The sequence below is a fragment of the Gilvimarinus algae genome (genome assembly GCF_030518215.1).
GTDB lineage: Bacteria > Pseudomonadota > Gammaproteobacteria > Pseudomonadales > Cellvibrionaceae > Gilvimarinus > Gilvimarinus algae.
Genome location: NZ_JAULRT010000052.1, coordinates 575940 through 601596 on the forward strand (window position 1 = coordinate 575940; position 25657 = coordinate 601596).

General features: G+C 58.1%; 24 protein-coding genes and 2 tRNA genes. 4 read left to right on the forward strand and 22 right to left on the reverse strand.

Going from position 1 to position 25657, the window contains the following annotated elements:
• Positions 1 to 9 precede the first annotated feature (9 nt).
• The 5 genes from ligA to QWI16_RS09895 all read right to left on the reverse strand — a co-directional run bounded on the left by ligA (position 10) and on the right by QWI16_RS09895 (position 8675).
• Positions 10 to 2055 (reverse strand): NAD-dependent DNA ligase LigA, encoded by a 2046-nt coding sequence (gene ligA / locus QWI16_RS09875; RefSeq protein WP_302712757.1) that lies wholly within the window; start codon positions 2053 to 2055, stop codon positions 10 to 12.
• Between the two features lie 12 nt (positions 2056 to 2067).
• Positions 2068 to 3144, reverse strand: coding sequence for a cell division protein ZipA (gene zipA, locus QWI16_RS09880; RefSeq protein WP_302712759.1), 1077 nt, complete (start codon positions 3142 to 3144; stop codon positions 2068 to 2070).
• A 29-nt stretch (positions 3145 to 3173) separates the two neighbouring features.
• Positions 3174 to 6686, reverse strand: a complete 3513-nt coding sequence (gene smc / locus QWI16_RS09885; protein WP_302712761.1) for a chromosome segregation protein SMC — start codon at positions 6684 to 6686, stop codon at positions 3174 to 3176.
• 265 nt (positions 6687 to 6951) lie between these two features.
• Positions 6952 to 8199: a c-type cytochrome biogenesis protein CcmI gene (gene ccmI, locus QWI16_RS09890; protein WP_302712763.1), complete on the reverse strand. Its 1248-nt coding sequence runs from the start codon at positions 8197 to 8199 to the stop codon at positions 6952 to 6954.
• The gene (locus QWI16_RS09895) at positions 8196 to 8675 is read right to left on the reverse strand and encodes a cytochrome c-type biogenesis protein (RefSeq protein ID WP_302712765.1); all 480 of its coding nucleotides are present in this window, start codon (positions 8673 to 8675) and stop codon (positions 8196 to 8198) included. Before QWI16_RS09895 ends, ccmI begins: the two co-directional genes overlap by 4 nt.
• A 147-nt stretch (positions 8676 to 8822) precedes the next feature.
• On the opposite strand from QWI16_RS09895, the gene QWI16_RS09900 reads away from it, so the two are divergent.
• Both QWI16_RS09900 and QWI16_RS09905 read left to right on the forward strand, forming a co-directional pair.
• Positions 8823 to 8898 (forward strand) — tRNA-Val (locus tag QWI16_RS09900).
• A gap of 12 nt (positions 8899 to 8910) precedes the next feature.
• Positions 8911 to 8987: transfer RNA gene (locus tag QWI16_RS09905), tRNA-Asp, on the forward strand.
• 306 nt (positions 8988 to 9293) lie between these two features.
• On the opposite strand, the gene QWI16_RS09910 is transcribed toward QWI16_RS09905, so the two are convergent.
• The 7 genes from QWI16_RS09910 to ccmA are packed head-to-tail and all read right to left on the reverse strand — an operon-like array spanning position 9294 to position 14631.
• Positions 9294 to 9833, reverse strand: coding sequence for a DsbE family thiol:disulfide interchange protein (locus QWI16_RS09910; protein WP_302712767.1), 540 nt, complete (start codon positions 9831 to 9833; stop codon positions 9294 to 9296).
• Positions 9820 to 11808 (reverse strand): heme lyase CcmF/NrfE family subunit, encoded by a 1989-nt coding sequence (locus QWI16_RS09915; RefSeq protein ID WP_302712769.1) that lies wholly within the window; start codon positions 11806 to 11808, stop codon positions 9820 to 9822. Before QWI16_RS09915 ends, QWI16_RS09910 begins: the two co-directional genes overlap by 14 nt.
• Positions 11798 to 12262 carry a cytochrome c maturation protein CcmE gene (gene ccmE / locus QWI16_RS09920; RefSeq protein WP_302712770.1) on the reverse strand — a complete coding sequence of 155 codons (465 nt, stop codon included), beginning with the start codon at positions 12260 to 12262 and terminating at the stop codon, positions 11798 to 11800. The genes QWI16_RS09915 and ccmE overlap by 11 nt, the downstream gene beginning before the upstream one ends.
• Before the next feature lie 7 nt (positions 12263 to 12269).
• A complete protein-coding gene (ccmD, locus tag QWI16_RS09925; RefSeq protein ID WP_302712771.1) occupies positions 12270 to 12488 on the reverse strand; it encodes a heme exporter protein CcmD in 219 nt (72 codons plus the stop codon).
• Positions 12481 to 13257 carry a heme ABC transporter permease CcmC gene (ccmC, locus tag QWI16_RS09930; RefSeq protein ID WP_302712772.1) on the reverse strand — a complete coding sequence of 259 codons (777 nt, stop codon included), beginning with the start codon at positions 13255 to 13257 and terminating at the stop codon, positions 12481 to 12483. The genes ccmD and ccmC overlap by 8 nt, the downstream gene beginning before the upstream one ends.
• Before the next feature lie 17 nt (positions 13258 to 13274).
• Positions 13275 to 13967: a heme exporter protein CcmB gene (gene ccmB, locus QWI16_RS09935; RefSeq protein ID WP_302712773.1), complete on the reverse strand. Its 693-nt coding sequence runs from the start codon at positions 13965 to 13967 to the stop codon at positions 13275 to 13277.
• Positions 13960 to 14631: a cytochrome c biogenesis heme-transporting ATPase CcmA gene (gene ccmA, locus QWI16_RS09940; protein WP_302712775.1), complete on the reverse strand. Its 672-nt coding sequence runs from the start codon at positions 14629 to 14631 to the stop codon at positions 13960 to 13962. The genes ccmB and ccmA overlap by 8 nt, the downstream gene beginning before the upstream one ends.
• Positions 14632 to 14713: 82 nt before the next feature.
• Here ccmA and QWI16_RS09945 point away from each other — a divergent pair, with 82 nt between their 5' ends.
• Both QWI16_RS09945 and QWI16_RS09950 read left to right on the forward strand, forming a co-directional pair.
• Positions 14714 to 16393 carry a flagellar hook-length control protein FliK gene (locus QWI16_RS09945; protein WP_302712776.1) on the forward strand — a complete coding sequence of 560 codons (1680 nt, stop codon included), beginning with the start codon at positions 14714 to 14716 and terminating at the stop codon, positions 16391 to 16393.
• Positions 16390 to 16686, forward strand: coding sequence for an EscU/YscU/HrcU family type III secretion system export apparatus switch protein (locus QWI16_RS09950; protein WP_302712778.1), 297 nt, complete (start codon positions 16390 to 16392; stop codon positions 16684 to 16686). Before QWI16_RS09945 ends, QWI16_RS09950 begins: the two co-directional genes overlap by 4 nt.
• Before the next feature lie 19 nt (positions 16687 to 16705).
• On the opposite strand, the gene QWI16_RS09955 is transcribed toward QWI16_RS09950, so the two are convergent.
• From QWI16_RS09955 to QWI16_RS10000, 10 genes are read right to left on the reverse strand one after another with little or no spacing between them, the layout of a single operon-like run.
• Complete coding sequence (locus QWI16_RS09955) at positions 16706 to 17428, reverse strand: hypothetical protein (protein ID WP_302712780.1); 723 nt, start codon at positions 17426 to 17428, stop codon at positions 16706 to 16708.
• Complete coding sequence (locus tag QWI16_RS09960) at positions 17421 to 17972, reverse strand: DUF2878 domain-containing protein (RefSeq protein ID WP_302712781.1); 552 nt, start codon at positions 17970 to 17972, stop codon at positions 17421 to 17423. The genes QWI16_RS09955 and QWI16_RS09960 overlap by 8 nt, the downstream gene beginning before the upstream one ends.
• On the reverse strand, positions 17969 to 19243 hold the full coding sequence (locus QWI16_RS09965) for an SAM-dependent methyltransferase (RefSeq protein WP_302712782.1): 1275 nt from the start codon (positions 19241 to 19243) through the stop codon (positions 17969 to 17971). Before QWI16_RS09965 ends, QWI16_RS09960 begins: the two co-directional genes overlap by 4 nt.
• Positions 19240 to 20034, reverse strand: a complete 795-nt coding sequence (locus QWI16_RS09970) for a DUF1365 domain-containing protein (RefSeq protein WP_302712784.1) — start codon at positions 20032 to 20034, stop codon at positions 19240 to 19242. Before QWI16_RS09970 ends, QWI16_RS09965 begins: the two co-directional genes overlap by 4 nt.
• Entirely contained in the window at positions 20031 to 21296 is a 1266-nt protein-coding gene (locus QWI16_RS09975) for an NAD(P)/FAD-dependent oxidoreductase (RefSeq protein ID WP_302712786.1), read from the reverse strand. The genes QWI16_RS09970 and QWI16_RS09975 overlap by 4 nt, the downstream gene beginning before the upstream one ends.
• A complete protein-coding gene (locus tag QWI16_RS09980; RefSeq protein ID WP_302712788.1) occupies positions 21293 to 22048 on the reverse strand; it encodes an SDR family NAD(P)-dependent oxidoreductase in 756 nt (251 codons plus the stop codon). The genes QWI16_RS09975 and QWI16_RS09980 overlap by 4 nt, the downstream gene beginning before the upstream one ends.
• On the reverse strand, positions 22038 to 23465 hold the full coding sequence (locus tag QWI16_RS09985) for a cryptochrome/photolyase family protein (protein WP_302712790.1): 1428 nt from the start codon (positions 23463 to 23465) through the stop codon (positions 22038 to 22040). Before QWI16_RS09985 ends, QWI16_RS09980 begins: the two co-directional genes overlap by 11 nt.
• Complete coding sequence (locus QWI16_RS09990; protein ID WP_302712792.1) at positions 23462 to 23923, reverse strand: nuclear transport factor 2 family protein; 462 nt, start codon at positions 23921 to 23923, stop codon at positions 23462 to 23464. Before QWI16_RS09990 ends, QWI16_RS09985 begins: the two co-directional genes overlap by 4 nt.
• The gene (locus QWI16_RS09995; RefSeq protein ID WP_302712794.1) at positions 23920 to 24699 is read right to left on the reverse strand and encodes a MerR family transcriptional regulator; all 780 of its coding nucleotides are present in this window, start codon (positions 24697 to 24699) and stop codon (positions 23920 to 23922) included. The genes QWI16_RS09990 and QWI16_RS09995 overlap by 4 nt, the downstream gene beginning before the upstream one ends.
• Positions 24683 to 25642, reverse strand: coding sequence for a YbgA family protein (locus QWI16_RS10000; protein ID WP_302712796.1), 960 nt, complete (start codon positions 25640 to 25642; stop codon positions 24683 to 24685). Before QWI16_RS10000 ends, QWI16_RS09995 begins: the two co-directional genes overlap by 17 nt.
• Positions 25643 to 25657: the final 15 nt, after the last annotated feature.

Genomic DNA, 25657 nt, shown 5'->3' on the forward strand with positions numbered 1-25657 from the left:
AGGTAGATCCTACTCCTGGAATTGACCGTGTTGTGCCAGAAGCGACAGAAGGGCCGCCTCGTCCAGTATCTCGATGCCGAGCTGTTCGGCTTTGGTCAGTTTGGAGCCTGCGCCGGGGCCCGCGACAATAAAGTCGGTTTTCTTGGAGACGCTGCCGGCTACCTTGGCGCCGAGGGCGCGCAGCTTATCGCCTGCTTCATCGCGGCTCATGGCATCGAGCGTGCCGGTGAGCACACAGGTTTGCCCGGCCAGTGGCAGCGCTTCGGCGCTCGCCGGTTCGCTCTCGGGCCAGTGTACGCCCGCGCTTTGTAAATCGCGAATAATGGCGAGGTTGTCTTCGGTGATAAAAAAGTCGCGGACAAAATGGGCGACAACCGGGCCTATGTCCTCGACTGCCTGCAGCGCCTGCTCGTCTGCCTGGGCCAGGGCCTCAAGAGAGCCGAAGTGTGCGGCCAAATTACGCGCCGTGGCTTCGCCCACCTCGCGGATTCCCAGGGCATAGATAAAACGTGCAAAACTGACCTGCTTACAGGCCTCGAGGGCGGCCAGCAGGTTCTCTGCGGACTTGGGCCCCATGCGCTCAAGGCTGCTGATTTGTTCCGCCTCGAGGGCGAACAGGTCCACCACTGTGCTGACCAGGCCCTGCTCGACCAATTGCTCGACCAATTTGTCACCGAGCCCCTCGATGTCCATGGCCTTGCGCGAGGCAAAGTGAATAATGGCCTCCTTGCGCTGGGCCGGGCAAATCAGCCCACCTTCGCAGCGCACCGCGGCCTCGCCGGGGATTTGCACGGCCGGTGAAGCGCAAATCGGGCAGTGATCGGGAAACGCTATCGCCCGCGCGTTTTCCGGGCGGCGCTCCAATACCACGCCGACAATTTGCGGGATGACATCGCCGGCGCGGCGCACGATCACGGTATCGCCGATGCGCGCATCGAGGCGGGCAATTTCATCGCGGTTGTGCAAGGTGGCGTTGGAGACAGTGACGCCACCGACGAACACCGGCTTGAGCCGCGCCACCGGGGTAATGGCGCCGGTGCGACCGACCTGGAACTCGACATCCTGTAGCTCGGTGATCTCTTCCTGCGCCGGGAATTTATAGGCAATGGCCCAGCGTGGGGCCCGCGAGACAAACCCCAAGGTTTCCTGAAGATCAATATCGTTGACTTTAAACACCACGCCGTCGATGTCGTAGCTCAGGCCATCGCGCTTTTCACCCAGGCGTTGGTGGTAGGCGATGCACGCTTCTATGGAGTCGACCGCCGCCATTTGTGGGTTGATTTTAAAGCCCCACTCCTTGAGTTTGTTGAGGATATCGGTGTGCCTTGGCGGCAGTGCCAGCCCCTGATGAGCCCCCACGCTGTAGGCACACAGCTCGAGCGGACGTTTGGCGGTAATACGCGAATCCAGTTGGCGCAGGCTACCGGCGGCGGCATTGCGCGGATTCACAAAAATCTTTTCGCCCTGCTCGGCCGCTTTTCTGTTCAGTTCAGCGAAACCCGCCTTGGGCATGTAGATTTCGCCGCGCACCTCCAGGCGCTCTGGAAATCCCTCGCCGCGCAGCTTGAGCGGTACCGAGCGAATGGTACGCACGTTTTGGGTAATGTCCTCGCCGTTAGCGCCATCGCCGCGGGTCAGCGCCCGCGTCATGATACCCTGTTCGTAGAGGATACTGATGGCAATGCCATCGAGCTTGGGCTCGCAGGCGTAAGCGATGTCGTCGGTAATTTTCAGGCGGTCTTTTAAGCGCTGATCAAATGCGCGCAGGTCCTCGTCACTGAAGGCGTTGTCCAGTGACAACATGGGCTTTTCGTGGGGGACACTGACAAAACTGTCGAGCGGTGCGCTGCCTACCCGCTGGGTGGGTGAGTCCGAGCTGGCGAGTGCGGGATGGGCCGCCTCCAGTTCGCGCAGCTCTTGCATCAGCCGATCGTATTCAGCGTCGGGGATTTGCGGTTCGTCGAGCGCGTAGTAGCGGTAGTTGTGATCGTCGATACTCGCGCGCAGCTCGTCGGTACGCTGGCGCACCTGGGCCGGAATTTCCTCTACAGACACCTCGGCCCTCTCTTAAGCGCCGGCGCGCGACAGACGTTTGCGTTCGTAGTCGGCAATGCGCTGACGGCAGTGCTCCATGGTCTGGCGAGTCATCACGCTGCGGTTTTCGTCTTTCAGCTCGCCGCCCAGGGTGTTGGCGATGGCAACGGCCGTCTCGCGCATAATGTCAAACGCCTTGATGCTGTCTACCCGCATGGGCAGCGTCATAAACATACTGACGCCCGGCGTGTAAAAGTTGGCCATGGTATCGAGATCAAACACCCCGGGCTTGACCATATTGGCCAGGCTGAAAATCACCGGGCCCTCGCCGTTGTCGCGCGCGTGCCGGTGGAAAATATTCATGTCGCCGTAGCGCATGCCGCATTGCAGCAAGGTATCGAGTAAGGCAGCGCCGGCAAATTGCTGACCCTCGCGGGCCATGACATTAATGATAATGACCTCGTCCGGCTCTTCAGTCAGGGGCTGATCGTCGGTTTCGTTGGGCGTTTCGGTGTACAGGGGTTGATCGTCCAGAGCCTCGTCTTCACCCAGCGCGGAAAAAGACGGTTCGGCGCGATCGTCACTAAGGGGGTGATCTGTGTATTCTCCTTGCGCATCGTGGCCGTAGGCTGGCGTGGGATGCGATGATTCATCCTGTGCATAGTGCGCGTCATCTTCCTGCGCCCGGCCGTCCTGGAAATCGGGTTCATCGAAATCGGACTCTCGATCTTCGGGTGCAAAAAATTGAGGCTCGCGGCGCTGTTCCTGTTCGTCCACTGACTCCATGAGCATGGGCACTGATTCATCGAGGTTCAGCGAGACTTGCTGTGGAATCTGACTCTCGCGCTTTGCCTGGGCGACCGCTTCGCGGCGCTGAGCTGGCTTTGGTGTCTGGGTTGGCGGCGGGGTTCGCTTGGCAACGACGCGGGCACCGCCATTGGGCAGTTCGCTGGTGTATTGATCGTCGGCGGGCTCGGGTTGGCTTTCAAAGCGGCGGGCACGCCGCGACACGCGGATGTTGTCCCTGCTGGCCGCGCGCATACGCCGCCAGCCATCGAGCAAAATGCCGACAATCAAGAGCACTACGATAACGGTTAACCACTCTTGCATAGCTACAAATCCAGTCTACCTAAGGGTCATTAAACAGCGGCGAGCTCGGCGGCCTCATCCACGTCCACAGTTACCAGGCGAGAAACGCCTGGCTCATGCATGGTGACACCCATGAGCTGATGCGCCATTTCCATGGCGATCTTGTTGTGGGTGATGTAAATAAATTGCACATGCTCTGACATCTCTTCCACCATGCGCGCGTAGCGGCCGACGTTTGCGTCGTCGAGGGGCGCGTCCACCTCGTCCAGCATACAGAAGGGCGCGGGGTTCAGGCGGAAAATCGAGAAAACCAAAGCGATGGCTGTGAGCGCCTTCTCACCACCGGAGAGCAAGTGAATGGTGCTGTTGCGCTTGCCTGGCGGTCTGGCCATGATGGCGATGCCGGTATCGAGCAGATCCTCGCCGGTCAGCTCCAGATAGGCATGGCCGCCGCCAAAGACCTTCGGAAACAGCTCCTGCAAACCGCTGTTGACCTGATCGAAGGTCTCTTTAAAGCGGGTGCGGGTCTCCCGGTCGATTTTCTTAATGGCATTTTCCAGAGTTTCCAGTGCTTCCACCAAGTCTTCGTTTTGGGCGTCCAGGTAGTTTTTGCGCTCGGACTCGGACTTGTACTCGTCAATCGCCGCCAGGTTAATCGGCCCCAAGCGGGCAATGCGCGAGGCGAGCTGCTCAAGCTCGGTTTCCAGCGGTGCCATTTCGGCGTCTTCGGCAATATTGGCCAGCAGTGTCTCCAGGTCGAACTGGTCTTCGGCCAGCTGCTCGGCGAGGGTATTGCGCTGGACCTCAAAGGCCTGGGCGCTCAAACGCTCTTGCTCCAGATGTGAGCGCACGGCCTGCACCTCTTGTTCGGCGCGGTTGCGCGACTGCTCGGCCTCGCGCAAGTCGTGTTCGACCGCTTCGAGAGCGCGGCGGGCTTCGCTCAGCTCTTCTTCGACCCGCACGCGCTTGTCGAGGGCCGCTTCCAATTCCAGCTTGTTTTCTTCGGCCGGATCGCGGTTTTCCGCCATGGACTCAGCCAACTGCTCGCGGCGCTCTGCCAGGCTCTCGCTCTGTTCTTGCAGGCGGGCGATGCCGAGCTTGATGCTGTCGATTTGGGTGTTGAGCGAGGACACGCGCATTTGCAGCTCGTGTGCCTTGTCTTTGTCGTGCCGGGCTTTTTGCCGGGCGCCATCGAGTTTGCCGCGAATCTCATCGCGCGCTGCCAGCAACTCTTCGCGCTCCTGGGTATCCGCCTCCATGGCGTCGATGGCCTCGCTGAGAATCATCCGCGCTTCGGCCAGCTGCTCGACCTCCTGCTCCATCTGCTCGCGGCCTTCGCGAATTTCGCTCTCAAGGCGCGACTTGCGCATGCCCGTCTGTTCAATTTTTACCTGCTTGGCGCTGATGCTCGAGCGCAGCTCGCCGTGGCGGCTGTTCAAGGTATCCAGCTCGCGGCGAAGGTTCTCCCGCTCCTGCTCGGTCTGGCGGGCCGCATCGCGATTGTTCTCGAGGCTCTGGGCCAGCGCGGCAACGCTGGCTTCGGCCTCGGCGATGGCCTCGGTCAGCTCCTCGAGCTCCTGGCGCCGTGCAATCACGCCAGCGCTGGCGTCGGTTTCTCGCGCGACTTTTAGCCAGTGCGGACTGAGCCAGAGGCCGTCGCGAGTGACCACGGACTCGCCCGCCCCCAGGCGCTGACGAATTTCAAGCGCGGCGGCCAAATCTTCGGCGACGTGAACGCCGGCGAGCAGGCCGGCCACATCCCAATCGGCGCTGATGTAATCGCTCAGCAGCGGGCCTTTAGCCGAGGCTGTGACCTCGCATTTGGCTTTGGCGTCCAGCAGAATCAACTCACCCTGAGTGAGGGATTCAAGCGTCCCGGCGACGTCGTCGGCGCCATCGACACACACTGCTTGCAAGGTGTTACCGAGTACGGTCTCAAGGGCTTTGTCCCAGCCGTCGCGAGCGCTGACTTGCTCGGCCAGACGCGGAGCGCTTACTAACGACTGACTCTCCAGCCACTGGGTGACCGCTTTGCTTTTCTCACCCAAAGCCGCCTGCTGCAGTGCCTCGAGTGAGGCGTGGCGACCGCGCATGCTCTGTAATTGACTGCGCTGGCGATCGAGCTCGTCGGCCGCCTCGCGACCGTCCTGGCGAATGCTCTCCAGGCGTTCTGACTGGGTTTCGCTCGCCTCGCGGCAGGTCTCCATCTTGACGTCGAGCTCGGCCAACTCCTCGCGCAGAAGTTCCACCTGGTCGTCGTCGGCGGCATCCTCGCCCAGGCTTTTCTTTTCTTCGGTGAGCTTTTCGACCCGCGCCAACAACCGCTGCTGGACTTGCTCCAAGTGCTGGATGCGCGATTGTTGTACTTCGGCCCGCTGGCGCGGTTCGGCAGCGCGCTGGTTGAAGGCGTCCCAGTCGCTCTGCCAGCGCTGCATCAGTTCTTCGGCCTCCTGCAACAGGTCGCCCGAGCTCTGCTCGGCGGCCTCGACCAGCTCCAGCTCAGGTTCAATTTCCAGTAGCTCGGCTTGCCAGAGCTGCTCGCGCTCGAGGTCCGCCGCCAGGCGCTCCTTGGCCTCGCGGCTTTCGCGATCGGTGCGCTCAAGATCGGTCTGCAGCTGCCGGTTGCGCTCTTCGGCGTGCTTGATGCTCTGTTCGATTCGCGCAATGTCGGCGCCAATGGAGTAAAAGCGGCCCTGTACTTCGTTGAATTTATCGCCAAGTTCCGTGTACTGACTGCGAAATTTCTCAATTTGGGTGTCTTTGTTCACCTGATCGGAAACAAAGGACTCCATTTTGACTTCCAGGTCGCGAATGGCCTGCTGTTTCGACTTGGCCTGCTCGTCCAGGTGGCGGTATTTGAGGGCCTGGACCTGGGCCTTGAGCAGCCGCTCCTGTTTCTTGAACTCGGTGTATTTCTCGGCCGCCTGGGCCTGGCGCTCCAGGCGCGAGAGCTGGCGCTCCAGCTCCTCACGGATATCTGTCAGCCGCTCGAGGTTCTCCTGCGTCCGGCGCATGCGGTTTTCGGTGTCGCGGCGGCGCTCTTTGTATTTGGAGATACCTGCGGCCTCTTCGATATACACCCGAAGCTCTTCGGGCTTCGCCTCAATCAGGCGCGAAATCATGCCCTGCTCGATAATGGCGTAGCTGCGCGGGCCGAGACCCGTGCCGAGGAAAATATCAGTGATATCCCGGCGCCGGCATTTGGCGCCGTTAAGGTAATAGAGGTTCTGGCCGTCGCGGCTGACCTTGCGCTTGATGGAAATTTCGGTGAAGGCGGCGTATTCGCCAACCAGGGTGCCGTCGCTGTTATCGAAAACCAGCTCAATGGAGGCCTGGCCCACAGGCTTGCGCCCGCCCGAGCCGTTAAAGATAACATCGGTCATCGACTCGCCGCGCAGGTTCTTGGCGGAGGATTCACCCATTACCCAGCGCACGGCATCGATAATATTGGACTTGCCGCAACCGTTGGGCCCCACTACCGCGCAGAGGTTACTGGGGAAGTTCACGGTTGTCGGGTCTACAAAGGACTTAAACCCCGCCAATTTAATACATTTTAACCGCATAGGTCCTTGTCACTCGTTATATGCCGCCTGCGTGGGCCGAAAAGGTGTGCGACAGACGTCGGCCATGTGGTACCGGGGCAGCGGATAGGCAAGATGCAACCTGCCTACGCTCTAACAAAGCGGCTTTGCGCCAGCCATTACCCAGATAAAGACGAGAATTTTACACATTTGCCGGGGGCATTACACCTGTGCCATCAGCGATTTAGCGAAGTTTTTTAACAAATCCATGACGCCCGTCGACTTTACCGAACAGGCGCCAGAGTGGTTACAAGCGTTCGCTGATTTTTACGGTTATTTGCTCGGGCAGAGCGCCCATGTCGAGCGGGCCAAGCGAGCCCTGGAGATCCCCCGGTTGAGGCATGGCCTGCCCACTGCTGGAGATGCGGGCGACTAATTCTATTTGCCCCTCCTGCATCAACCGATCTTTTGTTGTCATGGCCATAGTTTCATCCAGGATAATTGATTCCGGAAACTGGGGTACGGGGCCGCGGTAAACCGCCAGCGGCATAGGGCCGGCGTTGTACTGGCGGGCAAACACAAACAGCGTTGCTCCGGCCGGGGCCTCAAGCCCTTCGGCGAGACTGACCGTGAGTGGAATCTGCCAGCTGGCACTGTCGCTCACAGGGGCGGGCGCGCCATCGGCGCCCTGCTCACTGCGCGCCCTGGCAACCCCAGCCATCAGCGCCTGACGACCGGGCGCGCCTTCGGGAGTACTCTCGACCGCGCGCAGCCAGTAGCGCTCGGCGTCGCGGAAATTGCGCGCTTCAAAGGCGCGAATCCCGGCGAGACCCAAGGCCGTGGTGTCTTGACTGTCGCCCTCAAGGGCACGGTCCACCAGAAAGCTCACCTCGTCGTTGATGCGATTACCATTGCCGAGAAAAATGGCCTGGGCGAGCTCCGATGCCGCCCCTGGGTCATTGGGCGATTGTTCGTAGACTTTACGAAAGCCGGTTTCGGCGCGTTGATAGTCGCCCACCTGGCTGGCGTAGCGGCCGAGCATATACCAATAGCGTGTATTGTCAGGGCGCGATTTCAGCCGGGCCTCAATCGCCTGAATCAGTGCTCGGGTCGGCTCTATGTCCGGCTGCTGCCCTGCCTGCATGGCGGCAAAATTGTCCATGGCGACCTGTTGCTGTAAACGCGTCAGCTCCACATCGGCCGCCGAGCCGCGTTCGAGGTACCACCAAAGCGCCCCGACAACCAACAGCGCGGCGGTGACCAGCAACAAGGGGCGGCCTTTGTTTTGGTAGCGGCGCTGCCCTATGGCCGCCTGGTCGGCAAGCAAGTTGCGTTTGAGCTCCAGCTCAAGGCGCTGGTACTGCTCCTGGTCGATGCCTCCCTCTGCAAGCGAGCGCTCAAGCTCTCGGTGATGTTCGCGGTACAGCTGGACGTTTTCTTCCTCGCGGGCTTCGGTCGCTGCCGAATCCACCAGCGCCCGACGGCGCATCGGCCAGAGCACACTGGCGAGCGCCAGCAGTGTCAGTAGAAAAGCGCCGATATAAAGCTCGTTCATGGCTGCTCCCTGGAGGCTGCTTGGGTGTCGTGTTCGTCGAGTAAGCGCTGCAAGCGGGCCTGTTCAGCGGCCGACAGCTCAGGGTCCTGAGCGGTTTGCCGTGCCCGGCGGCGCACCATTAACAGCAGCACGGTGCCCCCGATGAGCAAAAGGCCGAAGGGCCCCAGCCAGAGCACGGCTGTGGAGGCGTCAAAGGGGGGGCGGTAGAGGATGTAATCGCCGTAGCGGCGCACCATATCGTCGATGATTTCCTTGTCACTGCGCCCTGCCAGAATCTGCTCGTACAGATCTTCGCGCAGGGTCTCCGAGACCAGTGAGTCGGAACCGGCCAAGTTTTGATTCTGGCACTGGGGACAGCGAAGCTCCTCGTTAAACTGTTGGAAACGCGCCCGATCCACCGGGTTGTCAAACTCGTATACGGGCTCTGCCTGACAGACAAGACCCAGAAACATCAAAAACACACACAACAATCGCATGGTGATACCTTCTCCAAAGCAGTGGCGAGTATACCTGCCGGGTGAACGCAGTGCGAGTCCGGCAGCCGCAGACCTTTTGTCATAAAAATTGCAAAAAAGTGGTTGACCTTCGGTTGCGAATCATTAGAATACGCAGCTCCTGAACGGGGGTGGTTAGCTCAGCTGGGAGAGCATCGCCCTTACAAGGCGAGGGTCACAGGTTCGATCCCTGTACCACCCACCACTTCAGGATTGCGGACCGGTAGTTCAGCTGGTTAGAATGCCGGCCTGTCACGCCGGAGGTCGCGGGTTCGAGTCCCGTCCGGTCCGCCACTATTTGAAAAGGCTCCACACTGTGGGGCCTTTTTTATGCCCGTTAAATAGTCCTAAGCCAAAGGACGGGACGACGAACCCGCGAAGCGGTGTTCGACAAAACGGCAGGATAGCCGTTTTGCACAGTACGCAGGTGCTGCCCGTAGGGCGAGGGTCAGGGATGACCCGAGTGTTTCCCGTCCGGTCCGCCACTATTTAGAAAGGCTCCACACTGTGGGGCCTTTTTTATGCCCGTTGATATTGTCCATGCCTAACGGGCGGGATAGCCGTTTGTAGGATTCCCCTTCCTGGCGCTGCACACCCGCTCTAAGGACTCTGCTGCCCCAGCGCCTCGCGATACTGTGGTCCGAGAATTTCCCGCCAGACCCTGTCGTCGACAACGCCGATATGCCGATAGAGCACAACCCCCTCGGCATCCACCAAATAGGTCTCCGGCGCACCGGTGACCCCCAGCTCCATGCCCAGGCGCCCTTCGTTGTCGTAGAGACTGTATTGATAGGGATTGTGCAGCTCCCGCAACCACTTTTGCGCCGCTTGGCGCTCGTCTTTGTAATTGACCCCGACCAAGTTGATACCCTGCTCTGCCAGCTTGTTCAAATAGGGGTGCTCGGCTTTACAGGCAAAACACCAGGTGGCCCAGACGTTCAGCAAGGTGACCTGCCCTTTCAGATCCGCCGAGGTGGCGGTGACATCGGGTTGCTCAACCAGAGACAGTTCAAAGTCCGGCAGCGGGTTACCCACCAGCGCAGAGGGCATGGCGTAGGGATCGAGCCTGAGACCGACGTAAAACAGTGGTAAGAGCACCAGCAATACAAGTAGGGGAAGAAACAGTTTAACTCTCTGCACCCTGAGCCTCCGCAGCGTTTGCCGACAAGGATTCTGTATGTTTTGTCACCCGCCGGCGATAGCGCTTATCGATGACGGCGAGCACACCGCCGCAGGCCATCATCAGCGCTCCGAGCCAAATCCAGCGCACAAAGCGCATATAGTGAACACGTACGGCCCAGGTGGAGGCATCGATGTTATCGCCCAGGGCGACGTAAATGTCGCGGGTAAAACCCGGATCGAGCGCAACCTCCGTCATAATCTGCCCACTGGCGAGGTAGCGGCGTTTTTGCGGCTTTAATACCACCAGGGTTTTGCCGTTGCGGCTCATGCTGACTACCGCCTGATCAGCGACATAGTTGGGTCCGCGGATTTTCTCAAGCTTATCCATGGTGAACTGGTAGCCGCCAACAGTGACGGGGTTGCCGACGCTCATCCGGATTTTTTGCTCATCACTGTAGTGGCTGTTGTAGCACACCCCGAACACCATGGTGGCGATGCCCAGATGCGCAATGATCATGCCCCAATAGCTGAGGCTGAGCTGGCCCAGACCCGTCGCCCGGCCGTCGCGATGGGCGCTCTTGCGCCATAGGTCTGCGAGGGTGGCGCTCGCCACCCAGGTGCCGACAAAGCTGGCAAAAGCCATAAGCAGGGTGAACTCCCCCAGGGCGAAGGGTAGCGCTATGCCCGCTAGTACACTGATGAGCAGTGGCCAGCGCGCCTTTGCTACTAATTGCCCCAGTTGGGTGCGCTTCCAGCGGCTTTCTGGTGCCAGACCCATCAGCAGGCAGATCAGCGTGATAAAGGGCAAAAAGGTCAGGTTGAAGTAAGGGGCGCCCACCGAGTATTTACCGAGCTTTAAGGCATCCGCTACCAGCGGGAACAGTGTGCCAAAGAGCACCGTGATCATGCTGATCACCAGGATGATGTTGTTGGCCAGCAACAGCGCTTCGCGCGAGAGCAGTGTAAAACCGGGCGCACTTTTGACCACGGGAGCGCGCAACGCAAACAACAGTAGCGAACTGCCCACCACTACGGCGAGAAACATCAGCACGAACATGCCCCGCTCGGGGTCATTGGCAAAGGCGTGAACCGAAGTCAGCACCCCGGAGCGGACCAGAAAGGTCCCAAGCAGGCTCAACGAAAAGGCGAAAATCGCCAGCAGGATGGTCCAGCTTTTAAACAGGCCGCGCTTCTCGGTGACGGCGAGCGAGTGAATCAGGGCCGTGCCCACCAGCCAGGGCATAAAGGAGGCATTTTCCACCGGATCCCAGAACCACCAGCCGCCCCAGCCGAGCTCGTAATAGGCCCACCAGCTGCCCAGCGCTATGCCCACCGTCAGAAAGGCCCAAGCAACGGTGGCCCAAGGGCGCGACCAGCGGGCCCAGGCGGTATCGAGCTTGCCGGTGAGCAAGGCGGCAATGGCGAAGGCAAAGACGCTGCTAAAGCCTACGTACCCCATATACAGCAGCGGCGGGTGGAAAATCAGCCCCGGGTCTTGCAACAGCGGGTTGAGGTCTGCGCCCTCTTGGGGCGAGAGTGGCAGAATCCGGTCAAAGGGATTGGAGGTCAGCAGAATAAACAGCAAAAAACCCGTCGCCACAAAACCCATCACGGCTAGCACCCGTGCCTGCATGTCGAGCGGCAGCGAGCGACTGAACACGGCAATGGCGAAGGTCCAACCAGAGAGAATCAAAATCCACAGCAGCAGCGAGCCCTCGTGGCCACCCCAGATGGCGCTGAGTTTGTAGTAGACGGGCATCAGCGAGTTGGAGTGGTTGGCGACGTAGGCCACAGAAAAGTCGTCGTGAAGAAAAGCCCAGCCCAAAGCCACAAAAGCCAGGGCGATGAGCACCAACTGACCGGTGGCCAGAGAGCGCGCCGAGAGCATCAGCGGCTGGCTGCCCCGGTATGCGCCCCACAGCGGCAAGACAAACAGGGCTGCGCTCAGCCCGAGGGCCAGAATCAGCGCGAAATGACCGAGCTCAGGAACCATAATCGACAACCTCGCAGGTGGCCTGGTGCTCTTCACCATTGCCCATGGCTTCGGCCACTTCGGGCGGCATATAGGTTTCATCGTGCTTTGCCAGGACTTGATCGGCGTAGAACACATCGTCGTCCTGCCACATTCCATTGACCACGGCGGCCTCCCCTTCGGCAAACAGATCCGGCAGTATGCCTTCGTATTGCACGGTCAATTGACCGGTGTTATCCACCAAGACAAAGCGTATTTTCAGGGATTCATCATCGCGCACCACACTGCCGGGCTCGACACAGCCGCCGGCTCGTAGCCGGACGTTACGCGGGACTTCATCGGCGCTGAACTTGGCCGGCGGATAGAACAGATTGATGTTTTCGCGCAGCGCAAACACCAACAAGCCAACCGCCACCGACGACAGTAAGACAATGGCGAGAACGACGATCAAGCGCTGTTTACGGACAGGATGCATGAATACCTCAAGGTGTGTGGGGACTGCGCTGGTGGCGGGCCTGCTGGCTGCCTTGCAGTTGACGCTGACGCAGAATATGGCGCTTTTGCGAGCGGTGCAACACCAGTGGGTGAATCACCAGTGCAGAAAGAATGACGGCGGCAATCAGCACGCAACTCCAGACATAGATGCCATGCCCCGCCATGGTGATAAAGTCGTTTAACGAGGAAAACTTAAATTCAGGCATGGCGCTCGCCCCCGCTCTTGTCACCGTTGTTCGGCGCGCCGACAAGCTCACCGACCCACTGGGTGCGCGCCTCGCGTACCAGTACTTCACGGCGGGTGTAAAGAATCAGCGACAGTGTGTAAAAACAGTAGTAGGCGACGATGCACAGCAACAACGGATAGAGCATGCTGGGGTGAATGCTGCTGGCACCGGTAAACTTAATGCTTGCCGGTTGGTGCAGGCTGTACCACCAGTCCACCGACTTGTAGATGATGGGTACGTTCACTGTGCCCACCAGGGCGAGTATGGCGCAGGCTTTATCGGCGGCGTCGCGCACCGGGTAGACCTTACCCAGCACCACGATACCCAGATACAAAAACAGCAGCACGAGCATAAAGATATTCCGCGCATCCCACTCCCAAAAAGTCCCCCAGGTGGGGTAACCCCATAGCGAGCCGGTGGCCAAAGTCAGAATAGTCAGTGCTGCACCGATGGGCGCGGCGGCCTGCATCACCATAAAGGGCAGTTTCATACGCCAGATAAGCCCGACGCCGCCGGCGATGGCCATGATGTAATAGCCGACGAGTGAGAGCACCGCTGCAGGCATATGGATAAAAATAATCCGGTAGCTGTTCCCCTGCTTGGCGTCAATGGGGGCAAATGCCAACCCCCAGATAAGGCCGATAAGCAGCAACGCAATGGTCAAAGGCGCAAACCACACGAGCCAGCGGCTGGTCTTTTCGTAAAACCAGCGGGGAGATCCCAGACGGTGAAACCATTGCCAAGCCAAGATAAAGCCCTCTTATTTTATTGATTGGACGAAATTCGTAGCGCCCCGGCAATGGCCGGTGGCATGACAATCAGCGCCAGGGCCAGCCCGGCGCCCAGTAGGGCCAGCTCACGGCTGTAATCAAACCCCGCCACGGCGCTGCTGACGCAGTTGGCACCGATGATTAGCACCGGCAAATACAGGGGCATAACAATCAGCGTCAGAACCAGGCCGCCACTGCGTAAACACACGGTGAGTGCCGCGCCCAGTGCGCCGATAAGGCTCATCACCGCCGTGCCCAATGTTAAGGATAACGTCAGGGGTATGTAACCCCCTTCCGGCAGCGCCAGCATCACCGCCAGCAGCGGCGCCATTAGCGCCAGGGGTAAGCCTGTCGTGAGCCAGTAGACGGCTACTTTTGCCAGCACGGTCAAGTACAGCGGCTGTGGTGCCAACTGGAATTGCGCGAGACTGCCGTCGTCGTAGTCGCCGCGAAACAACAGATCCATGGACAATAGAGTCGCCAGCAGGGCCATAATCCAGAGCATGCCTGGTGCAATGCTACCGAGCAGCTGGCGGGACGGGTCGACTCCGAGAGGCAGAAGTGTGATGGCTATCAGAAAGAAAATCAGCGGATTGGCGAGGTCGCTGCGGTGGCGCCACATCAACCGCAAGTCGCGACTGAAGACCGCGCTTACCCCACTCCAGTTGTCACCGCGCTGATCATCCATAGGCGTAACTGGCTCCGGCTTGCGGTTGAAAGTCAGCCAGGTTCAACGTCTGCATCCCGGCCACTCGAAGTGCCTGGTGGGAAGTGAGGACGGCGATTCCGCCGTGGGCGCAGTGGCGCTCCAGCAGGGCTTCGAGCTTGGCGACCCCCTCTTTATCGATGGCGGTGAAGGGTTCGTCGAGCACCCACAGCGGTGCCTGGCTCATGTAAAGCTGAGCGAGGGCTACCCGCCGGCGCTGGCCGGCGGAGAGCGAGTGACAGGTAATATCGCGATAGGCGAGCATGTCCACCTGCTCGAGTGCCCAGTCCAGCCGTTCAACTGAGGCGCCTTGCAAGCGGGCGAGCCACAGAGCGTTTTCAGCGACTGTGAGATGGGCTTTGACCGGGGCTTGATGGCCGAGGTACAGCAGCGCCTGGCGAAAGGCCCGGGCACTATTGGCAATGGGGGTTTGCTGCCAGAGGATCTGACCCTCAGCGGGCGCAATCAGGCCGGTCAAGGCATGGAGCAAGGTGGTTTTGCCGGCGCCATTGAATCCGACAACTTGCAACAGAGTACCCGCCTGGCAGTTATACTGCAGGTTACAGAACAGCACCCGGTCATCGCGCTCGCAGGTGACATTGTCCAGCGTCAGCCGGGGTGGTTCTGTCGGTTGCCTTGCTGGCATCAGGGCACTCAATTATTGGGGCCGGTGGCCGAAAACGTGATTGCGCGCCGATTATATAGCCCCGGGACACAAAAGTTTACCCATGACGGCGTTAATTGGCGTAAATGCTACGGACATTAAGACGACTATGCCCATAGATTTCACCCAGCTGTACCGCCCTGGCGGCGCTGTTCCCCGCTCGCAGGGAGAGTCGCTCCCGGCTGCAAGCGCCAGAACCGCGATCGATCTGCCACTGAAGATCGGTGAGGTGGCCCAGGCGCAGGTGGTGCGCCAGCAATCGCTCAGCGTCGAGCAGCGCCAGTGGTTAGCCGGGCAGACCCCTCTGCCCGCCGGCCTCGCGCCTTCCACAAAACCTATGGCGCCGCCGCCACTGGGCCAGGATCTCAAGCTGGCGCTGGCTGCGGGCGAGAGTGTGCGGCTTGTCACCCTGGAGCTCAAAGGCACAAGCCTGCCAGTGCTGAGTAAAGAGCCTCTGCAAACGGGTCAGCAAGTAAGCGTATTGCTCAACGCCAAACGACAACTGTCTCTGCAACCTGCCCCCCCTGCCCCTGCCCCTGCGGCGGCCGTCTCCCAGGCCACCACTGGCGGCAGTGCGCAGCTGGGTCGCGCGCCGATTGAACCAAAAGCCCTGGCACAGGCGCTGCGGGAAATCTTACCCCAACAGAGCGCTCCAAGACTGGAAACCAATATTCCGTTACTCCAGCAACTGCTCTCACGCCTGCCAGTCAGCGGACGCCTGGAGGCCGTGCAGGCACTGTTAGCTCGAATCGACCGGCAGCCCGTCACGGCGCCCGAGGTGAATACGACCACGCTTAAGTCGGCCATGGGGCACAGCGGTACCTTCTTCGAGCAAAAGCTGGCCAGCGCCTCGCGCCAAGGGCAAGAAACGGTCCAGAATCTGATCAATAGCGATCGCAAGGCGCTCTTGCTGAAGCTTGTCCAGACCCTCGCTCCCGCCGTGCCCGGCCCGGCGGCGCAAGGCCCGCCGACTCAGCCAAGCAATAGCGCGCCCGCAGCTGATTTGGCACTGATTGCGCGCCTACTCGCTGGCAGTGAGAATGCAGTGACAAAACCGCCAGTACCCACGGGAGCGCCCGCTCCCCTAGCATCGGCGCCAAAGTCACAGCCCTCTTTGAGCGGTACTCAGCCATCGCCGCCAGAGAGCTCCGCCGCAGTCGATAAACGCTGGTCTCTGCCGGCACTGTCGCAACTGCTGCTCGCCCAACCCCCACGAGCCCTGCCGGCGAATGATGCGCGAGTGCTGCAAACCCAGCTGATGCTGCTCACCCATCAACTGACCTTGTCGAGTTTGGCGCGGGTGCGACACAACCAGTTGCAGCCGGAAATCACCCGAGCACGAGCCGGCGAGACCCAGAGCCCGTCTAACAGCGTGAGCCTGGACCTGCCCATTCGCGTTGACCAGCAGCTATGCCACACGCGCCTGACCATTGAAGAGCAAGCGCAGGACCGTCAGACGCAGAAAGGGTCGAGCAAGCGTCGCCAATGGCAGGTAACCCTGGCCATGAATACCCCAAAGGTCGGTGATATCTACGCCCAGCTACGCTATTGTCAGGACGATCTCGCGGTGGTGATTTGGGGTGAAGACCGCCACGTGCTGGCTGAGGCTCGAGAAAAGTTCAAGCAAATTGCGGCGGCGCTGAAGGCATCCGGCGTCACTTTGACCGATATCCAGTATCGCGAAGGAGCGCCGCAACAGGCGGGCAACCAATTGGGCTACCATCTGGTGGATGTGAAAACATGAGTGAAACCGCAAGTTTTGAAGAGCTGACAAAAGCCGTTGCACTTTACTACGACGGTAAATCCTCACCGGTGATCAGCGCCAAGGGCACTGGTGATATTGCCCGCGAGATTATCGATATTGCCCGCGAGCACGATGTCCCGCTTTGCGACAATGAAACACTGGTGGATTTTCTTGTGACGCTCGAACTCGGCGACGAGATACCGGAAAAACTCTATCTCGCCGTAGCCTATATCATTGCTTTTGCCTACGACCTTAAAGGCTGGTCGCCCGAGGGGCCCACTCACCCTCGTTGAATTCACCTTCTGAAGCCAATTACAGAGAGCGAGCCCCTGTATAAACATAGCGAATAATCACATCCACCGGCTTGCCCTTGGGACCTTTCAAGTTAGAGCGCCCGGCGTAGGCAAGTAACCTTTGTTGATCATCAAAGGCCAGGTAAATCGGGTCCACCAGTAGCGCCAAGAGCGCATTGTCGAGCGCCATGGAAAAGTAGTGACTCGCAGCGAATTGGTTGCCAAAAGGTGTATCGGATTGGTCGACTTTGCTCGCAGTGAGCGACACATTGTCGAGCCGGTCGACAAAAGCGAAGTCAAAATCAACGTCTCCCCCGTTTATCAGGCCGCTCCAGTTCTGACGCAGAAAATGGGTGAAGCCGGCATCGACGACCTGGGTTTTGGCGCGATCGCGCTCTTTCTTGCGCTTTTTGCCCTCTTCATCGACAAAGAATTGCAACCGATCTTGACTTACTGAGACCGATTTGACTTGCTCAAAGCGAAGATCGGTGAGTCTAAAACTCGGCGTTGCTTCGCCCGTACTGTAATCCAGGCGTTTTTCGGCGATGACTTCATCCTCGGGAGACAAATAGGTCACCTGAGTTGTCTGCTCATCGAGCACTTCGTAAGTCTCGCGATAGACTAAGATATCCGGCGCCTCCAACAAATAGGCACTGCCAAGGATCTCTGGCTCCGCTACTACCCTAGAGGCGAGGATCAACAATAGAGACAACAATAGCGCTGATGGCGATCGATTAGTCATGAGGTTCAGTTCTCGTATAGTTGATTTCCAGCAGCGCACAAACACGCCTGTGCAGGGGCAAGACCACAAGCCAGGCCGCGGCTATGATCAATACGCCGGCCTCGCCCAAGGTTCCCCAACTAATGGGCGACAGGGAGACACCTGCGTAATAGGCAAAGCCCGCCGACACAGCACCGAGTAACGAAGCCAGCAGCGGGCGCCGGTAAATCTCATACAGCGAGTGCCTGAGGGTCAGGCCGAGCAGCCACCACAGACACAAAAGCCAAACCGGCGGCAGGAAGTGCCCTGCAAACCCAAATACACCGGTGGCCAGCATAAGGCTGTCGTGCAGCAAACCCATGAAAAGGGCTATCGACGCATAGAGCCAATCGGCCCTCTGGTTACCAAACAGCCAAAAGTGGAACAGCGAGGCCGCTACTGTGAAAATCAACGCATAAAGGCTGCCGAATAAAATACACACCAGCCAGCCGAGCTGAAACATGAGCGCATTAAGCAGTATCAGGCGGTAGCGCGAGAAAAAATCAACGAGCGACGCCCGCTTCATTCTATCGACTCACGAAAGTCCTGACCGGCAAACAGGAACTGGCCGGTGCCAATACTGCGTTCGATAAAGCCGCCTTCGCAGTAGCACAGATAGTACTCCCACATGCGGATAAAGCGCTCATCGAATCCCTGCTGACGAACCTGCTCGAGCCGGGCCAAGAAACGTTCGCGCCAGGCCTGCAAAGTGCGGGCGTAGTGCGCGCCTATGTCCTCGAAGTGCAGTAGATTAAAGTGCGTGCACTGGCCCATCAGCTCGGACACCTTGGCGACGGATGGCAAGCCGCCGCCGGGGAATATATAGCGCTGAATAAAGTCGACGCTTTTTCTCGCCATGTCGTAGCGCTGGTCGGCAATGGTGATGGCTTGTAACAACATCAAGCCGTCTCTTTTCAGCAGTCGAGAACAGACGGAAAAATACTCCGGGTAGTGCCTGTGGCCGACGGCCTCAATCATTTCAATGGAAACCAGCTTATCGTACTGACCGCGAAGATCTCGGTAATCATCAAACAGCACCGTCACTTTATCCTCGAGTCCGGCCTGGCTCACGCGCAGGCGCGCCTGATCATACTGCTCACGAGATATAGTCGTGGTGGTTACCCGGCAGCCGTAGTGCTTGGCGGCGTAAACGGCCATGCCCCCCCAGCCGCTGCCAATTTCGAGCAAATGATCACTGCCCGAGAGTCTGAGCTTGTCACAGACGACCTTGAGCTTGTAGCTTGCGGCCTCTTCAAGGTCAGTGCTTTGCGGCGGAAAAATCGCCGATGAGTACATCATTTCCCGATCGAGAAACAGCGAAAAGAAGTCGTTGCCAAGATCGTAGTGAGCACTGATATTACGTCTGGCTCCCTCTTTTGAGTTGCGGTTTAACCACTCGAAAAGCTTGAGCAATTTTTTACTTGCCCATGACTGGCTCTGGTCCATGGCATCCAGCGCATCAAGGTTGCGAACAAATATCCGCACCACGTTGGTCAGATTGGGGGTCGACCAATAGCCCGACATATATGCCTCTCCCGAGCCGATAGAGCCAGAAAAGGCAACGTCGGCATAGACACCGGGATGATGCACATGAATGTCAGCAACGAGATCCGCCGAGTCGGGTGACTCACCAAAACAATGGCACTCGTCGCCTTCATGAACCCTAAGGCAGCCCAGTGATAGCTTGTTCAACGTGGCTAACACCAGAGTTCTGGCAATACGCTCGCGGTAAGTAAAGACCTGCGCGCGATGAGGCTGCACTCTGGCAATACCTTTGCGGGTAGTCGCATCAGTCACAGCTGGTTCTCCTCTGTCATTTTTGGCGATAGAACCCTATCGCCCTTTGTATGGTTATAGATTGGCGCCCCTTTTAGCCAGAGCTTCAAAGCCTGCCAGTAAATGGCGAGCGGCACCTTCATTGTGTTGAACGGTGTACGTATCAAAACTCGGTTTAGATTGCCCGTTGTCCAAGTTTTCTTTTCCAGCTGTAAGGTGGCATCCATGTGGCAACGACCTTCACGGTGGTTTTCCATATGCACGCTCAAATGCTCTCCGGGTAAGCTGCTGCGCCAGTGGTAGGTCATCTCGAGGGGGTTGAACGGCGAGACATGGAACTCTTTGGCAAAACGCTGTTTGTTGGTTGTTCGCTCAGCTTGAACCGGTATCACATAGCAGTGACGCTCATTCCAGGGGGTATTATTCACTTGAGCGACTATGGCTTTCAGCGAATCGCGGTCGTAAACGTAGTAAAAACTTACTGGGTTAAAACACATGCCCCATTGCCTTAGGTTGGTCAGCAGATACACAGAGGGCTCTTTCAAGTCGATGTTGAGCGCATCCACAACTTTTTGCAGCACCAGCGATTCCAGGTTGTCGCTGTGTGGCGCCATATAGTCTTCTCGGCGAAAGTAGCCGAGGTTGCGCCGATTCAGCGACCAAAGACGGTGACCGCTGAACAGGCCATTTAATTCATCAAGACGGACAAAAAACAGGTTTATGTGGTAGCTGAATTGGTGCTCTACCGGCGTGAATCGTCGGTGCCTTACGGTGCCAGAATAGATGCACGATTGTGGCTGAACGGTGTTCACAGGCTTACCCCAAATGCTTTGGCAACCCTCAGTGCCGATGCCAGTCCATCTTCATGAAATCCGTTGTGCCAATAGGCACCGCAGTAGTGGGTATTCATCGCCCCGCTGATCTCTGCCCAGCGAGCGCTGGCCGCAACGCTGTCCAGCGTGAAAACCGGATGGGCGTACTCGTATTCGCCGAGGACCCGAGCGGGGTTCACCGCCGCATCTGGATTAACCGTCACGCAGAAGGTCTCTTGGGCCTCGATACACTGGAGAATATTCATATTGTAGGTGAGCAGGGTGCGCTCATCCACGGCACCTTTCAGGCGATAGTTCCAGCTCGCCCAGGCGCGGCGACTCGAAGGCAACATGGCCGTATCGGTGTGCAAAACCACCTGATTGCTCTTGTAGGGTATGGCGCTGAGAACGGCAATTTCGGTTGCACTCGGGTCGCGTAGGAGCGCCAGCGCCTGGTCACTGTGACACGCAAAGATCACATGATCGAAGTGCTCCGACATACCCCCCTGGCGTTGGACGTTGACTCCCTCTGGGGTACGGGTAACGCCCTCGATGCCTGCATTGACCACGATGTTGTCCTGAAAGCTCCGAGTGAGAGGTTCCAGATAGGCGTGCGAGCCCCCGCGCAAGGTGTACCACTGGGGTTGATCGGTAACAGTCAAGAGGCCGTGGTTGTGGAAAAAACGGATGAAAAATTCCAGTGGCATCTGTGCCGCGGCTTGAGTGCCCGACGACCAGATGGCCGAAACCATGGGCAGCAAATAGAAACGGCTGAAGGCCGGAGAGTACTGATGGATTTGCAGAAACTCAGCCAGGGTTATGCCCTTGGGCACGGCGTCTTCTTCATACAGTTTGGTGCAATGTCTGTTAAAGGCAACGATGTCTTTGAGCATCGACCAATGCTGAGGACTCAGCAAGTTGCGGCGCTGAGCGAATAAACCATTGATCGAGGTTCCCGCGTATTCCAAACCGCTCTGCTCGCAGCTCACACTGAAGCCCATTTCGGTCTTCTGACCCTGCACGCCCAGCTGGTCCATGAGCTTGATAAAGTTGGGGTAGGTTCTGTCGTTGTAGACGATAAAGCCGGTGTCAATCCAGTACTCGCCGGAGTCCACCTCGACTTTTTTGGTGGCCGTATGGCCGCCAATCTGATCCGCTGCCTCATAGAGGGTAACGTCGTATTCTCGGCTCAGCAGATAGGCACAGCTCAAACCGCTGATACCGCCGCCGATAATCGCAATGCTGGGGACAGCCGCACTCATGATCTCACCATTTTTTGCAAGATACGGGTGAGTATTGGGGTGGGCAATAGCCTGAGAATACGCATGGGCAGTGCAAGCTGCCAGGGGAAGCGATAGACATAACGCCTTTGGGCGATGGCTTTCAGAAGATGCTGTGCGGCCTGTTGAGGCTCCATTAAAAAAGGCATATCGAAATCGTTCTTGTCCGTCAGTGGTGTGCGAATAAAGCCTGGTTTAACAACGGTGACGTCAATCCCCAGGTGATAAAGGTCCGTTCGCAAGGACGCCATCAGATAATCAAAACCGGCCTTGGAGGCGCCGTAGGCTTCGCTTCTCGGTAGGGGCAGTTCAGTTACCAGGCTGGAAACGCCGATAATATGACCGCCACGGCCCGTCTGCCGCAGCGCGGGAATAGCGGCCTCCAGAAGGTTGGCGTTGCCCTGCAGGTTGACAGCCTGAACCCGTGCGAAGGCCGCGGCATCAAAGCCGCCGGGCTCAATGTACTCACAGGTGCCGGCATTGAGAATCAGTGTGTCTACTCCCTGGCAACTTGCCATGACATCTTTGATGGCAGCCCGATCTGTGATATCGACCGAGATGGCGTGCAATCTGCCTGCTGATGATTGCTCCAGAGGTTTCAGCTCGTCGACATTTCGAGCGAGCCCGATAACCTCGCAGCCGGCCTCGAGCAAGGCTTCTGTGACGGCAAGGCCAAGCCCTTTGCTGGCGCCGGTAATCAGGGCTCTTCGCCCGGCAAGTGGTTCACGACTCATTGGCAGTGGCCTCGTTGGATTTGAGCGATTTGAACAGGTCGATGGCTTCCTGACGGCTGCGATTAAGATCGACAATAGGATCACAGTAGGCTGCGGCGCCACGTCCGGTGTGAACGTCTTTATTGTTCAATTCGGCAAGCTCTGATACATAGCGGCGAATAAACTGCCCATCCGGGTCGTGGCGCTCGGACTGACTGACCGGATTCATAATGCGAAAATAAGGCGCGGCGTCTGTGCCGGTAGAAGCACTCCATTGCCAGCCCCCGTTGTTCGCGCAGAAGTCGGCATCAATCAGCTGCTCCATGAAATAACGCTCGCCCCAGCGCCAGTCAATTTTGAGGTTTTTGCACAAAAACATTGCTGTCACCATTCGCAGGCGATTGTGCATCCAGCCGGTATTGTTCAGTTGGCGCATGGCTGCGTCGACAATGGGAATACCCGTTTCTCCATTGCACCAGCGTTGGAAGAGGGTTTTATCGTAACGCCAGGGAAAGTCGTCGGTGTAGGCTTGCATAGGCTTGTGGCGGCTTAATGCCGGAAAGGCCTGGGCGATGTGCATGTAAAACTCTCGCCAGATTAACTCATTGATCCAGGTGTTGACGCCAGAGTGTTTTTCCCAGTCGCCTTTTACCCTAGCCGCTGCCGCGAGATAGCACTGCTTGGGGCTCAGAGAACCGATGCTTAGATACGGCGACAGTCGCGAAGTGCCGGGCCCGGCAGGCGTATCCCTCTGCTCGTCATACTCGAGCAGTGCGTTATCGCAAAATTCTTGCAGTTTTCGCTGCGCGATGTTTTCACCGGGTTGCCAGTGATCAGGCGCTGGACGAAGGTCACAGCGGGCAAAACATTGGTCAATCGCACGGGTAGCGTCTTTGGCTTTTTTTCCTCGTCCTGTCTCAGGGGCCAAGTAGGCTTCCAGCCTGGCGGACTTTATTTTCTCTTTCCAGGCTTTACTGAAGGGCGTAAAAACGCGATAGACGCTGCCCTGCCCGGTTTTGAGCATTCCCGGTGGAATCAAGCAGCGATCGTGATATCGCCTGAATGCGATATCAGCGCCTTCGCAGCTGGCTTTGACTTTGCGATCGCGCTCAATTTCGTCGATGGGATACTCGGCATTACAGTAGAGCGATTTGATGCCCATTTCTTTGCAAAAAGCCATTAACTTTGCAGGAATATCCCCGGCTTTTGCCACGCGAAGAAGGCTGAGCTCAATGCCGCTCTTTTGTAGATTCACGGCCAAGTCTTTGAGCGACTCGCGAATAAACCATAACTTTCTTGGGCCAATGGGATGCGACTCAACATACTGGTCACAGAGTATAAACACGGCTTGCACATCCGCCTGGTCGTCGCAGGCGTAGTGCAAGGCCGGATTGTCGGTCACACGAAGGTCACTTCGAAACCAAACCAGTCGACTCATGAGCGCTCCATGCGACGCTTAATCAGGCGAATCGCCGAGCCGATAACCGGTAAACGCTCGTAGAGCATTTCGCCGAGATCGTAGTAATCCCTGTGATAGTAAATGCCCTCGCTGGTGTAGCGAATATGCGAAGAGCCGCTCAGAGACGCCGGCTTCCCGCCCTGCACACTGGGGTGGGCGTAGTGCATGGTCCAGAACAATGCCGCCTGTGAATCTGCGCCGCTGAGAGACGATTGCACATGCTGATCGAATTCAAACCGACAAAAGTCGAGTCCCTCTGCCATGGCGGTGAAATAGCGCTCAAGCGCTGGTTTGCCTTGCAAGTGACTGACGGGGTCGGTAAAGACAATCGACTTTTGATAGAGCGACATAATTGCCGGCAGGTTGGCCGTGCTGAACTCAGCATAGTGCGTCATCAGCTGTTCGAGTACAGAGGTGGGTTGGGTGTGGCTGTTCATGGCGTAAGCTCGCTGGTTAGTTCTTCATAAGCCGTTGTGATACTGGGCAATACGGCAGAAATTGAAGCGCGATCATTACAGCAAAACGATACGGCGGGCACCCTGAGCTCGGGCGCCTTTGACAACAGTTCCGCGTCAAGCAGGTACCCATCGGCATCGGCTTTGCTCATCACCTCAGCGGCCTCATCAGAGCTGCAAAACATCCCGAAAACCAGACGATCACTGTTCAGACTGAAAAGCTGCGCACAAAGCCGGCCGAGCTCGTAGTTATCACTGGTGGTTAGCACCAGCACAATTTGCGAGGGGTTCGACTGCGGGTAGGCGATACAGTGCGTCAAAGCCGAGTACAGCAGACTGTAGTGATTGCGCCGGTGATGCAGCATCAGGCGCACTTGGCTGGCCAGTGAACTCCAGGAGCCGATGACGGCGTAGCGTTGGTCGGCGGTATCAAGCTGGTGACGCAAAAGCCGATAAAGTTGGTGAACACGCATCTGGCTGAGGGCGTCGTGCACGGCGTCATTGCCGGCACTGTCTGCCTCCGCGAGCCAGGTGGCATCGATCCGGCCCAGCGGCAAACCGCGATGCGCCCACTTTTTGATGCGCTCAATAAGCACCATGTCGTCGCGCGTGTAGCGCCTGTGCCCTTCCCCGTCACGTTCAGGCGTAAGCAAGTTGTAGCGTCGCTCCCAGGCCCGGAGGGTAATGGCCGGCACCTGGGTGTAGCTCGCCACCTCTCCTATTGAGAAATCGGCTTTCGCACTAGGCAATGTAGACATTGCGCAGCCCCAGCTTCTCAGGATGCGGCGACCAAAAGGTTTGCTGCTGCAAGTAGGGATCATCCGCTTTTAACAAGTGATGCTTGAGCAGTGTCAGGGGGACCACAAGCGGCACGAGGCCGGTACGATAGTTTTCAATGATCTCACCCAGCTCCCGCTTGTCGTCTCTATCCAGTTGATCTTTGAGGTAGCCGCGCAGGTGCATCATCGCATTGGTATTACCTTTACGTGTCGCTCTGTGGGCCAGCGCCTGCATAAACGCCTGAATAAACTCATCGCAGACCTGCGCTATGGGCCGATCACTCAGATTGGATAACAGGCGGCCGATGCTCTTGTAGCTGGGTACATGATGCGCCATAACCTGATACTTGTAGCGGGAGTAGAAGTCGATCAGCTTTTTCGCCGTTGGCTCGACTTCGACGCTGGTGCGCCAGTCGTGGTAGGCAAACACGCGGGTGATGAAGTTCTCGCGCAGGCCGGCGTCGTTTAACCGGCCCGCCTCTTCCACCGGTAACAACGGCAGTGCGGCAATCACTTCCCGGGCATAGGCCCCCTGGCCGTGTTTATCGAGCGGATAACCGTTGGCGCCGTAGCGCTTGAGGTCAAAAACGCCGCAGCTGGGTGAATTCTGCATAAAAATGTAGCCGCAGAGGGAGGTGAGCTCAGGCAGCATTGCGCGGCCGTAATCGACGAGGGCGTCAGTGACATCCACGCTGTCGTCATCGGTCTGGCGAACCCGGGTGCCCTCATCGGTAGCCACCAGGCGAATGGGCTTACGGGGGATTCCCAAACCAATAGCGACTTCCGGACAAACCGGGAAAAACTCGAAATAGTCGCCGAGCTGATCCGTGATAAAGCGTGAGCGCTTATGGCCGCCGTCATAGCGCACGGGTTCTCCCAGTAAACACTGGCTGATGCCCACTTTGATTTTTGCCGATTGCATAGGTTTTTGAACCAT